The organism is Bacillus sp. S14(2024) (assembly GCF_050473785.1).
In the GTDB taxonomy this organism is placed as follows: domain Bacteria; phylum Bacillota; class Bacilli; order Bacillales; family Bacillaceae_G; genus Bacillus_A; species Bacillus_A yunxiaonensis.
The window spans coordinates 4670205-4682500 of the sequence record NZ_JBFLUP010000006.1 but is presented as its reverse complement, the minus strand read 5'-3'; the positions used below and the strand labels follow the sequence as shown (position 1 = coordinate 4682500).

General features: G+C 44.5%; 5 protein-coding genes, 9 tRNA genes and 5 rRNA genes (1 of these 19 only partly in view). All 19 read left to right on the top strand.

The features are described from left to right. Positions 1 to 121 (top strand): 23S ribosomal RNA (locus AB1279_RS23735); it begins 2801 nt to the left of the window's first position. 93 nt (positions 122 to 214) lie between these two features. Beyond that, positions 215 to 330 (top strand): 5S ribosomal RNA (gene rrf, locus AB1279_RS23730). Positions 331 to 334: 4 nt separating this feature from the next. After that, positions 335 to 410, top strand: a tRNA-Val gene (locus tag AB1279_RS23725). Positions 411 to 413: 3 nt separating this feature from the next. After that, positions 414 to 489: transfer RNA gene (locus tag AB1279_RS23720), tRNA-Thr, on the top strand. 9 nt (positions 490 to 498) lie between these two features. Beyond that, positions 499 to 574 (top strand) — tRNA-Lys (locus AB1279_RS23715). A 17-nt stretch (positions 575 to 591) separates the two neighbouring features. Next, positions 592 to 672: transfer RNA gene (locus AB1279_RS23710), tRNA-Leu, on the top strand. A 29-nt stretch (positions 673 to 701) separates the two neighbouring features. Next, a tRNA-Gly gene (locus tag AB1279_RS23705) sits at positions 702 to 776 on the top strand. Positions 777 to 792: 16 nt separating this feature from the next. After that, positions 793 to 881: transfer RNA gene (locus AB1279_RS23700), tRNA-Leu, on the top strand. A 3-nt stretch (positions 882 to 884) separates the two neighbouring features. Next, positions 885 to 958 (top strand) — tRNA-Arg (locus AB1279_RS23695). Between the two features lie 7 nt (positions 959 to 965). Continuing rightward, positions 966 to 1039: transfer RNA gene (locus AB1279_RS23690), tRNA-Pro, on the top strand. Between the two features lie 9 nt (positions 1040 to 1048). Further along, positions 1049 to 1124 (top strand) — tRNA-Ala (locus AB1279_RS23685). A 72-nt stretch (positions 1125 to 1196) separates the two neighbouring features. After that, positions 1197 to 2747 (top strand): 16S ribosomal RNA (locus AB1279_RS23680). 136 nt (positions 2748 to 2883) lie between these two features. After that, positions 2884 to 5805, top strand: a 23S ribosomal RNA gene (locus AB1279_RS23675). 50 nt (positions 5806 to 5855) lie between these two features. Next, positions 5856 to 5971, top strand: a 5S ribosomal RNA gene (gene rrf / locus AB1279_RS23670). The 16S, 23S and 5S rRNA genes sit together here with 9 tRNA genes alongside, the layout of an rRNA operon. A 208-nt stretch (positions 5972 to 6179) precedes the next feature. Beyond that, on the top strand, positions 6180 to 6641 hold the full coding sequence (locus AB1279_RS23665) for a CtsR family transcriptional regulator (RefSeq protein WP_336484546.1): 462 nt from the start codon (positions 6180 to 6182) through the stop codon (positions 6639 to 6641). A gap of 101 nt (positions 6642 to 6742) precedes the next feature. Next, the gene (locus tag AB1279_RS23660) at positions 6743 to 7291 is read left to right on the top strand and encodes a UvrB/UvrC motif-containing protein (RefSeq protein WP_429752837.1); all 549 of its coding nucleotides are present in this window, start codon (positions 6743 to 6745) and stop codon (positions 7289 to 7291) included. Between the two features lie 4 nt (positions 7292 to 7295). Next, complete coding sequence (locus AB1279_RS23655; protein ID WP_429761214.1) at positions 7296 to 8369, top strand: protein arginine kinase; 1074 nt, start codon at positions 7296 to 7298, stop codon at positions 8367 to 8369. Positions 8370 to 8382: 13 nt separating this feature from the next. Further along, on the top strand, positions 8383 to 10818 hold the full coding sequence (gene clpC / locus AB1279_RS23650) for an ATP-dependent protease ATP-binding subunit ClpC (RefSeq protein ID WP_429754393.1): 2436 nt from the start codon (positions 8383 to 8385) through the stop codon (positions 10816 to 10818). A 99-nt stretch (positions 10819 to 10917) separates the two neighbouring features. Beyond that, positions 10918 to 12294 carry a DNA repair protein RadA gene (gene radA / locus AB1279_RS23645; RefSeq protein WP_253628354.1) on the top strand — a complete coding sequence of 459 codons (1377 nt, stop codon included), beginning with the start codon at positions 10918 to 10920 and terminating at the stop codon, positions 12292 to 12294. Positions 12295 to 12296 lie beyond the last annotated feature (2 nt).

The following is a 12296-nucleotide window of genomic DNA, read 5'->3' as shown; positions in this document are numbered from 1 at the left end:
TGAGATTTCCCATAGCGTAAGCTAGTAAGATCCCTGAAAGATGATCAGGTTGATAGGTTCGAGGTGGAAGCGTGGTGACACGTGGAGCTGACGAATACTAATAGATCGAGGACTTAACCATATAATATGAAGCAAATGTTATCTAGTTTTGAAGGAATATATTTTTTTGAAATTCCTGTTGACATTCTGAAAAGAATGTGTATAATAATAAAAGTCTGGTAATGATGGCAGAGAGGTCACACCCGTTCCCATACCGAACACGGAAGTTAAGCTCTCTAGCGCCGATGGTAGTTGGGACCTTGTCCCTGTGAGAGTAGGACGTTGCCAGGCAAATGGAGGATTAGCTCAGCTGGGAGAGCACCTGCCTTACAAGCAGGGGGTCGGCGGTTCGATCCCGTCATCCTCCACCATATGCCGGCTTAGCTCAATTGGTAGAGCAACTGACTTGTAATCAGTAGGTTGGGGGTTCAAGTCCTCTAGCCGGCACCACTTTAGTAAGAGCCATTAGCTCAGTTGGTAGAGCATCTGACTTTTAATCAGAGGGTCGAAGGTTCGAGTCCTTCATGGCTCACCATTTTAAAAATATAGTGCGCGGGTGTGGCGGAATTGGCAGACGCACCAGACTTAGGATCTGGCGCCTTTGGCGTGGGGGTTCGACTCCCTTCACCCGCACTTTTAATTGAATAAGTCATATATGTCTTGCGGAAGTAGTTCAGTGGTAGAATACAACCTTGCCAAGGTTGGGGTCGCGGGTTCGAATCCCGTCTTCCGCTCCAATTTTCAATATGACATGCCGGGGTGGCGGAACAGGCAGACGCACAGGACTTAAAATCCTGCGGTGGGTGACCACCGTGCGGGTTCGACCCCCGCCCTCGGCACCATATGCGCCCGTAGCTCAATTGGATAGAGCGTTTGACTACGGATCAAAAGGTTAGGGGTTCGAGTCCTCTCGGGCGCGTTCTTTTCGGGAAGTGGCTCAGCTTGGTAGAGCACCTGGTTTGGGACCAGGGGGTCGCAGGTTCAAATCCTGTCTTCCCGATTTTGATAAGGGGCCTTAGCTCAGCTGGGAGAGCGCCTGCCTTGCACGCAGGAGGTCAGCGGTTCGATCCCGCTAGGCTCCACCAAAGTTCTTTGAAAACTGAACGAAACAAACAACGTGAAACGTCAATTTTTATTTATGATGCTAGACAAACACTTTATTGGAGAGTTTGATCCTGGCTCAGGATGAACGCTGGCGGCGTGCCTAATACATGCAAGTCGAGCGAACCGATTAAGAGCTTGCTCTTAAGAAGTTAGCGGCGGACGGGTGAGTAACACGTAGGTAACCTGCCTATAAGACTGGGATAACTCCGGGAAACCGGGGCTAATACCGGATAACATTTTGCACCGCATGGTGCGAAATTGAAAGGCGGCTTCGGCTGTCACTTATAGATGGACCTGCGGCGCATTAGCTAGTTGGTGAGGTAACGGCTCACCAAGGCGACGATGCGTAGCCGACCTGAGAGGGTGATCGGCCACACTGGGACTGAGACACGGCCCAGACTCCTACGGGAGGCAGCAGTAGGGAATCTTCCGCAATGGACGAAAGTCTGACGGAGCAACGCCGCGTGAGCGATGAAGGCCTTCGGGTCGTAAAGCTCTGTTGTTAGGGAAGAACAAGTGCTAGTTGAATAAGCTGGCACCTTGACGGTACCTAACCAGAAAGCCACGGCTAACTACGTGCCAGCAGCCGCGGTAATACGTAGGTGGCAAGCGTTATCCGGAATTATTGGGCGTAAAGCGCGCGCAGGTGGTTTCTTAAGTCTGATGTGAAAGCCCACGGCTCAACCGTGGAGGGTCATTGGAAACTGGGAGACTTGAGTGCAGAAGAGGAAAGTGGAATTCCATGTGTAGCGGTGAAATGCGTAGAGATATGGAGGAACACCAGTGGCGAAGGCGACTTTCTGGTCTGCAACTGACACTGAGGCGCGAAAGCGTGGGGAGCAAACAGGATTAGATACCCTGGTAGTCCACGCCGTAAACGATGAGTGCTAAGTGTTAGAGGGTTTCCGCCCTTTAGTGCTGAAGTTAACGCATTAAGCACTCCGCCTGGGGAGTACGGCCGCAAGGCTGAAACTCAAAGGAATTGACGGGGGCCCGCACAAGCGGTGGAGCATGTGGTTTAATTCGAAGCAACGCGAAGAACCTTACCAGGTCTTGACATCCTCTGACAACCCTAGAGATAGGGCTTCCCCTTCGGGGGCAGAGTGACAGGTGGTGCATGGTTGTCGTCAGCTCGTGTCGTGAGATGTTGGGTTAAGTCCCGCAACGAGCGCAACCCTTGATCTTAGTTGCCATCATTAAGTTGGGCACTCTAAGGTGACTGCCGGTGACAAACCGGAGGAAGGTGGGGATGACGTCAAATCATCATGCCCCTTATGACCTGGGCTACACACGTGCTACAATGGACGGTACAAAGAGTCGCAAGACCGCGAGGTGGAGCTAATCTCATAAAACCGTTCTCAGTTCGGATTGTAGGCTGCAACTCGCCTACATGAAGCTGGAATCGCTAGTAATCGCGGATCAGCATGCCGCGGTGAATACGTTCCCGGGCCTTGTACACACCGCCCGTCACACCACGAGAGTTTGTAACACCCGAAGTCGGTGGGGTAACCTTTTGGAGCCAGCCGCCTAAGGTGGGACAGATGATTGGGGTGAAGTCGTAACAAGGTAGCCGTATCGGAAGGTGCGGCTGGATCACCTCCTTTCTATGGAGAATTGATGAACGCTGTTCATCAATAAAGTTTCCGTGTTTCGTTTTGTTCAGTTTTGAGAGAACTATCTCTCGAAAATATATGTTCTTTGAAAACTAGATAACAGTGTAGCTCATATTTTTTAATTTTTGGTTAAGTTAGAAAGGGCGCACGGTGGATGCCTTGACACTAGGAGTCGATGAAGGACGGGACTAACACCGATATGCTTCGGGGAGCTGTAAGTAAGCTTTGATCCGGAGATTTCCGAATGGGGAAACCCACCATACGTAATGGTATGGTATCTTTATCTGAATACATAGGGTAAAGAAGACAGACCCAGGGAACTGAAACATCTAAGTACCTGGAGGAAGAGAAAGCAAATGCGATTTCCTGAGTAGCGGCGAGCGAAACGGAATCTAGCCCAAACCAAGAGGCTTGCCTCTTGGGGTTGTAGGACATTCTATACGGAGTTACAAAGGAACGAGGTAGACGAAGCAGCCTGGAAAGGCTCGTCATAGAAGGTAACAACCCTGTAGTTGAAACTTCGTTCCCTCTTGAATGTATCCTGAGTACGGCGGAACACGTGAAATTCCGTCGGAATCCGGGAGGACCATCTCCCAAGGCTAAATACTACCTAGTGATCGATAGTGAACCAGTACCGTGAGGGAAAGGTGAAAAGCACCCCGGAAGGGGAGTGAAAGAGATCCTGAAACCGTGTGCCTACAAATAGTCAGAGCCCGTTAACGGGTGATGGCGTGCCTTTTGTAGAATGAACCGGCGAGTTACGATCCCGTGCGAGGTTAAGCTGAAGAGGCGGAGCCGTAGCGAAAGCGAGTCTGAATAGGGCGTTTAGTACGTGGTCGTAGACCCGAAACCAGGTGATCTACCCATGTCCAGGGTGAAGTTCAGGTAACACTGAATGGAGGCCCGAACCCACGCACGTTGAAAAGTGCGGGGATGAGGTGTGGGTAGCGGAGAAATTCCAATCGAACCTGGAGATAGCTGGTTCTCCCCGAAATAGCTTTAGGGCTAGCCTCAAGTGTGAGAGTCTTGGAGGTAGAGCACTGATTGGACTAGGGGTCCCCATCGGATTACCGAATTCAGTCAAACTCCGAATGCCAATGACTTATCCTTGGGAGTCAGACTGCGAGTGATAAGATCCGTAGTCAAAAGGGAAACAGCCCAGACCGCCAGCTAAGGTCCCAAAGTGTGTATTAAGTGGAAAAGGATGTGGAGTTGCTTAGACAACTAGGATGTTGGCTTAGAAGCAGCCACCATTTAAAGAGTGCGTAATAGCTCACTAGTCGAGTGACTCTGCGCCGAAAATGTACCGGGGCTAAATACACCACCGAAGCTGCGGATTGATACCTATGGTATCAGTGGTAGGGGAGCGTTCTAAGTGCTGTGAAGTCAGATCGTAAGGACTGGTGGAGCGCTTAGAAGTGAGAATGCCGGTATGAGTAGCGAAAGACGGGTGAGAATCCCGTCCACCGAATGCCTAAGGTTTCCTGAGGAAGGCTCGTCCGCTCAGGGTTAGTCAGGACCTAAGCCGAGGCCGACAGGCGTAGGCGATGGACAACAGGTTGATATTCCTGTACCACCTCTTTATCGTTTGAGCAATGGAGGGACGCAGAAGGATAGAAGAAGCGTGCGATTGGTTGTGCACGTCCAAGCAGTTAGGCTGGTAAGTAGGCAAATCCGCTTACCGTGAAGGCTGAGCTGTGATGGGGAAGCTCCTTATGGAGCGAAGTCTTTGATTCCCCGCTGCCAAGAAAAGCTTCTAGCGAGATAAAAGGTGCCTGTACCGCAAACCGACACAGGTAGGCGAGGAGAGAATCCTAAGGTGAGCGAGAGAACTCTGGTTAAGGAACTCGGCAAAATGACCCCGTAACTTCGGGAGAAGGGGTGCTTTCTTAACGGAAAGCCGCAGTGAATAGGCCCAAGCGACTGTTTAGCAAAAACACAGGTCTCTGCGAAGCCGTAAGGCGAAGTATAGGGGCTGACACCTGCCCGGTGCTGGAAGGTTAAGGAGAGGGGTTAGCGCAAGCGAAGCTCTGAACTGAAGCCCCAGTAAACGGCGGCCGTAACTATAACGGTCCTAAGGTAGCGAAATTCCTTGTCGGGTAAGTTCCGACCCGCACGAAAGGTGTAACGATTTGGGCACTGTCTCAACCAGAGACTCGGTGAAATTATAGTACCTGTGAAGATGCAGGTTACCCGCGACAGGACGGAAAGACCCCGTGGAGCTTTACTGTAGCCTGATATTGAATTTTGGTACAGCTTGTACAGGATAGGCGGGAGCCTTTGAAGCCGGAGCGCTAGCTTCGGTGGAGGCGCTGGTGGGATACCGCCCTGGCTGTATTGAAATTCTAACCTACGGGTCTTATCGACCCGGGAGACAGTGTCAGGTGGGCAGTTTGACTGGGGCGGTCGCCTCCTAAAAAGTAACGGAGGCGCCCAAAGGTTCCCTCAGAATGGTTGGAAATCATTCGTAGAGTGCAAAGGCATAAGGGAGCTTGACTGCGAGACCTACAAGTCGAGCAGGGACGAAAGTCGGGCTTAGTGATCCGGTGGTTCCGCATGGAAGGGCCATCGCTCAACGGATAAAAGCTACCCCGGGGATAACAGGCTTATCTCCCCCAAGAGTCCACATCGACGGGGAGGTTTGGCACCTCGATGTCGGCTCATCGCATCCTGGGGCTGTAGTCGGTCCCAAGGGTTGGGCTGTTCGCCCATTAAAGCGGTACGCGAGCTGGGTTCAGAACGTCGTGAGACAGTTCGGTCCCTATCCGTCGTGGGCGTAGGAAATTTGAGAGGAGCTGTCCTTAGTACGAGAGGACCGGGATGGACGCACCGCTGGTGTACCAGTTGTTCTGCCAAGGGCATAGCTGGGTAGCTATGTGCGGAAGGGATAAGTGCTGAAAGCATCTAAGCATGAAGCCCCCCTCAAGATGAGATTTCCCATAGCGTAAGCTAGTAAGATCCCTGAAAGATGATCAGGTTGATAGGTTCGAGGTGGAAGCGTGGTGACACGTGGAGCTGACGAATACTAATAGATCGAGGACTTAACCATATAATATGAAGCAAATGTTATCTAGTTTTGAAGGAACATACCTTCATAAGTCTGGTAATGATGGCAGAGAGGTCACACCCGTTCCCATACCGAACACGGAAGTTAAGCTCTCTAGCGCCGATGGTAGTTGGGACCTTGTCCCTGTGAGAGTAGGACGTTGCCAGGCAAACGAAAGACGAGTCATTGGACTCGTCTTTTTTGCATTCTTTTTTATATAGGAAACTTTATATTCTTTATTCATAAAATAAAGAACGGTTGATTAAATGGGAGAAAATATGGATAGGATAGGGAAGGAAGCAAAAGAGTTGCAAAATTTTTTAATACGTATATAATTAAAGTCAAAGATAGTCAAAGTCAATAAAGGTGGAGGATAAATGAGAAATATATCTGATATTATTGAACAATATCTAAAGCAAGTTATTGACTTAAGTAATAATAATGCAATTGAAATTAAAAGAAGTGAAATTGCTGATAAGTTTGATTGTGTGCCATCTCAAATTAACTACGTTATTAATACTCGTTTTACTATAGAAAGAGGGTTTGTAGTGGAAAGCAAACGAGGTGGCGGAGGTTATATTCGCATTATAAAAGTCAAATTGCATGATGATATAGACATTATTAATCAAATGTTACAAATGATTCAGTATAGCATTACTCAATCAAGCGCTGAGAGTATAATAAGGCGTTTATTAGAAGAAGGTATTGTTACTAGTAGGGAAGCAAAGCTTATGTTTAGTGTATTAGATCGATCTGTTTTACTAACGGATTTACCATTTAGAGATGAATTACGAGCGCGTATGCTTCAAGCAATGCTTAGAACATTGAAGTATAAGTAAAGTGAAACTTCCCTTAGGAATGCTTTGTCTCTTAAGAATGAGTTGAACGAATAAGATTGTAAATTAATAATTCTTTCCTATTGTAAAGGTGGGGAAATAAGTTGATTTGTCAAAACTGTAGTTCACGATCAGCAACGCTGCATTTTACAAAAGCAATCAATGGAGAAAAGACGGAGATTCATCTTTGCGAGCAATGTGCACAAGAAAATGGATATACGTCTTTCTTTCAATCAAATAAGTCTAGTTTGTCATTTCATAATTTATTAGCAGGACTACTGAATGTCGAGCAACCCGTATCTGAGAAAAAAACAAATGATTTTTCGAGTGAACAGCCTTTGCAATGTCCGAAATGCAATATGACGTATCCAAAATTTGCAAAGGTCGGAAGGTTTGGTTGTTCGACTTGTTATGAAACGTTTAAAGAACAATTACAACCAACGCTAAAACGAGTTCATGGTGGACATACAAAGCACCATGGAAAAATTCCTAACCGTATAGGAGGAAATCTTCATCTGAAAAAAGAATTAGATGAGTTAAAACTAAAATTGCAGGCGTGCATACAACAAGAAGAGTTTGAACAGGCTGCTGAAATCCGAGATACAATTCGCAGCATAGAAAATCAGCTTCGTGAGCATAGAGAGGGGGAATAATTCTATGTCACTCGATCGTATTATGAACGAAGCAATTAGTCCATGGATGAGGGAAGAAGGTCCTGATTCCGATATTGTTTTAAGCAGTCGTGTTCGATTGGCTCGGAATTTACGAGATTATCAGTTCCCGACTATGCTAACAAATGAGGAAGCAGAGCAAATAATTCATGTATTTCAAGAAAATTTTGCCAATCAAAAAGTTGAACCTTTCGGGGGATTTGAACTGTTACAAATGAATAGGATTCAACCTTTGCAGCGTAGAGTATTGGTAGAAAAGCACCTTGTAAGTCCGGATCTAGTGGGAACAGAATATGGTGCTTGTTTATTATCTGAGAATGAACAAGTAAGTATTATGCTTAATGAAGAAGATCATATTCGGATTCAATGTTTATTTCCGGGATTACAACTATCAGAAGCACTGCATAGTGCAAATCAAATTGATGATTGGATAGAAAATCAGATTGAATATGCATTTGATGAACAAGTTGGTTATATAACGAGCTGTCCTACAAATCTAGGAACAGGCTTACGAGCTTCAGTGATGATACATTTGCCAGCCCTCGTTTTAACAGGACAAATGAACCGTATCGTTCAGGCAATTAATCAACTTGGTTTAGTTGTGAGAGGGATATATGGTGAAGGTAGCGAAGCGTTAGGGAACATATTTCAACTTTCTAATCAAATGACATTAGGAAAACCTGAAGGAGATATTGTAGAAGATTTGAAAAGTGTTGTTCAGCAACTCATTCAACAAGAACGAACAGCAAGAGAATCAATTATGAAAAGTTCAAGTATTGAGCTTGAAGATAAGGTATATCGTTCTTATGGTGTATTAGAGAATAGCCGTTTAATTGAATCTGCTGAGGCAGCAACGTGTTTATCGGATGTTCGGCTTGGTATTGACCTTGGGTATATTGAGAATATATCTAGGAATATCTTAACAGAGTTAATGGTACTTACACAGCCTGGAATCTTACAGCAATATGCTGGAGGCCCGTTACAACCTGATGAAAGAGATTATCGCAGAGCAGCACTTATTCGTGAAAGATTACGAATTGAACAAAATCGAGCGAAGTAGGAGTGTGATTCATATGATGTTTGGAAGATTTACAGAGCGAGCACAAAAGGTATTAGCGTTATCCCAAGAAGAAGCAATTCGTATTGGTCATAATAATATCGGCACAGAGCATATTTTACTCGGTCTTGTACGCGAAGGAGAAGGGATTGCTGCAAAAGCATTGGTCGCACTTGGATTAAGCCCAGAGAAAGTTCAAAAAGAAGTAGAAGCACTAATTGGGCGCGGCACGGAGATGTCCCAAACGGTTCACTACACACCGCGTGCAAAAAAAGTAATAGAGTTATCAATGGACGAGGCGCGTAAACTTGGTCATTCTTATGTGGGAACAGAGCATATTTTACTTGGGCTTATTCGTGAAGGAGAAGGCGTTGCGGCCCGTGTTTTAAATAATTTAGGTGTAAGTTTAAATAAAGCGCGTCAACAAGTATTGCAGCTTCTTGGTAGTAACGAGACGGCTTCGGGTCATCAAGGTGGTGGCTCGGCTAATGCAAATACACCGACGCTTGATAGTTTAGCGCGTGATTTAACAGCTGTAGCACGTGAAGGGCGTTTAGATCCAGTAATTGGTCGTAGCAAAGAGATTCAACGTGTAATTGAAGTATTAAGTAGAAGAACAAAAAATAATCCTGTGTTAATTGGAGAACCCGGTGTTGGTAAAACGGCAATTGCTGAAGGATTAGCACAACAAATTGTAAACAACGAAGTTCCAGAGACTTTACGCGATAAGCGTGTTATGACATTAGATATGGGGACTGTAGTTGCTGGTACGAAATATCGCGGTGAGTTTGAAGACCGTTTAAAGAAAGTCATGGATGAAATTCGTCAAGCTGGTAATATTATTTTATTCATTGATGAGCTTCATACACTAATTGGTGCAGGCGGTGCAGAAGGGGCGATTGACGCATCGAATATTTTAAAGCCATCATTAGCGCGTGGAGAACTACAATGTATTGGGGCGACAACGCTAGATGAGTATCGTAAATATATTGAAAAAGATGCGGCATTAGAGCGACGTTTTCAACCAATTCACGTTGATGAACCGAGCTTAGAAGAATCGATTCAAATTTTAAAAGGATTACGTGACCGTTATGAAGCGCATCACCGTGTTTCTATCTCAGACGATGCAATTGACGCCGCTGTAAAATTATCTGATCGTTACATTACAGATCGTTTCTTACCTGATAAAGCGATTGACTTAATTGATGAAGCAGCTTCAAAGGTTCGTTTACGTTCTTATACAACACCACCAAATTTAAAAGAACTTGAATCGAAGCTAGAAGAAGTAAGAAAAGAAAAAGATGCGGCAGTACAAAGCCAAGAATTTGAGAAAGCAGCTTCTTTACGTGATATGGAACAGCGCCTACGTGAAAAATTAGAAGATACGAAGCGTCAATGGAAAGAGCAGCAAGGTAAAGAGAATTCAGAAGTAACAGTAGAGGATATTGCAAATGTTGTTTCAACATGGACGCGTATTCCGGTTTCTAAGCTAGCTCAAACAGAAACAGACAAACTATTGAACTTAGAAAATATTTTACATGATCGTTTAATTGGGCAAGATGAAGCAGTTATTGCAGTTGCAAAAGCAGTTCGCCGTGCAAGAGCAGGTTTGAAAGATCCAAAACGTCCAATCGGTTCTTTTATTTTCTTAGGACCAACTGGTGTTGGTAAAACGGAACTTGCACGCGCATTAGCAGAATCCATGTTTGGTGACGAAGATGCAATGATTCGTATTGATATGTCGGAGTACATGGAGAAACACTCTACTTCTCGTCTAGTTGGTTCTCCTCCAGGATATGTTGGATATGAAGAAGGCGGCCAGTTAACGGAAAAAGTTCGTCGCAAACCATACTCTGTTGTCTTACTTGACGAGGTGGAAAAGGCGCATCCAGATGTATTCAATATTTTACTGCAAGTGTTAGAAGATGGTCGTTTAACAGATTCAAAGGGTCGTACAGTTGATTTCCGTAATACAATTGTTATTATGACTTCTAACGTAGGTGCAGATGCATTAAAACGAAACAAACATCTTGGATTTAATGTGCAAGATGAAAGTCGTGATTATGCAGATATGAAGGGCAAAGTAATGGATGAGTTGAAAAAAGCATTCCGCCCTGAGTTCTTAAATCGCATTGACGAAATTATTGTTTTCCATACATTAGAGAAGAAACATATTAAAGAAATTGTTACTCTTATGGTAGAGCAGTTGGTTAAACGTTTAAAAGAACAAGATATTGATTTAGAGTTAACGGATGGAGCAATTGAAGCGATTGCTGATAAAGGATTTGATCCAGAATATGGTGCTCGTCCACTACGCCGTGCAATTCAAAAACATGTAGAAGATCGATTATCAGAAGAACTTCTTAAAGGAGTTATTGAGAAAGGTCAAAAAGTTGTTTTTGATGCAGAAGGGGAATCATTTGTCATTCGTAGTGCAGAAAAGGTAAAATAAGTATAGACAAACAAAAGGGGGCTAAACAATAGCCCTCTTTCTTGTACAAAAAAGAAATATTTTTGTTACATATGAAAGCGAAGTGAAGTATAAAAAACGATGGCTAAAAAGAAAACAAAATTTACATGTCAAGAATGTGGTTATCAGTCACCAAAGTATATGGGAAAGTGTCCGGGGTGCGGACAATGGAATACACTGGTGGAAGAGATGGAACCAGTTGTATCATCACGCCGCCTGAACTATGCAAGTGCAATCCAAACTGAATTAACGAAGCCTCGCCGCCTGAAAGAAGTGGAAACGAAAACAGAGGCGCGTATTGAAACAAGTTTTCAAGAATTTAACCGGGTGCTTGGTGGTGGAATTGTAGATGGCTCTCTCGTGCTCATAGGAGGAGATCCTGGTATTGGGAAATCAACATTATTACTGCAAATATCATCACAACTAGCAGATCGTGCGTATGATGTTTTATACATATCAGGGGAGGAATCTGCAAAACAAATTAAACTTAGAGCAGATCGTCTTCATGTAAATGGAGATAATTTATTTGTTGTATCAGAAACAGATTTACAACGAATTGCAGCATATATAGATGAAATGAATCCATCATTTGTAGTAATTGATTCTATTCAAACCATTCATTTACCGGAAGTAACTTCAGCGCCAGGAAGTGTAGCGCAAGTACGTGAATGCACAGCAGAACTTATGAAGCTTGCAAAAACGAAAGGAATCCCTATTTTTATTGTAGGGCATGTAACGAAAGAAGGAGCTATAGCAGGTCCACGTATGTTAGAGCATATGGTGGATGCCGTTCTTTATTTTGAAGGAGATCGTCATCATACATATCGAATTTTACGAGCGGTGAAAAACCGTTTTGGTTCAACTAATGAGATGGGGATTTTTGAGATGAAGGAGCTTGGCCTTTCAGAGGTGTTAAATCCTTCTGAAATTTTTCTGGAAGAAAGACCCGTGGGTGCTGCTGGTTCAACGGTTGTTGCTTCTATGGAAGGAACAAGGCCCGTTTTAGTAGAAATACAAGCATTAATTTCTCCTACAAGTTTTGGGAATCCAAGAAGAATGGCAACAGGAATTGACCATAATCGTGTTTCTCTTATTATGGCGGTACTAGAAAAAAGAGCAGGATTATTGCTTCAAAATCAAGATGCTTATTTAAAAGTTGCCGGGGGAATTAAACTAGATGAACCGGCAGTTGATTTGGCGGTTGCTTTAAGTATTGCATCAAGTTTTCGTGATAAACCGACGTTTCCAGGTGATGCAGTCATTGGTGAAGTTGGTTTAACGGGAGAAGTTCGTCGTGTTTCTCGCATTGAACAGCGTGTACAAGAAGCGGCAAAATTAGGATTTCAGCGTGTTATTATCCCGAGAAAGAATTTAGGTGGATGGACGATTCCAGAAGGAATTGAAGTAGTTGGAGTATCGAATATAGGAGAGGCTCTTCGATTTGCACTAGGAGGATAAGA

Coding starts and splice junctions, on each gene's coding strand:
- AB1279_RS23665 (WP_336484546.1), top strand. CDS start 6,180: ATGAGAAATATATCTGATATTATTGAACAATATCTAAAGCAAGTTATT.
- AB1279_RS23655 (WP_429761214.1), top strand. CDS start 7,296: ATGTCACTCGATCGTATTATGAACGAAGCAATTAGTCCATGGATGAGG.
- clpC (WP_429754393.1), top strand. CDS start 8,383: ATGATGTTTGGAAGATTTACAGAGCGAGCACAAAAGGTATTAGCGTTA.
- radA (WP_253628354.1), top strand. CDS start 10,918: ATGGCTAAAAAGAAAACAAAATTTACATGTCAAGAATGTGGTTATCAG.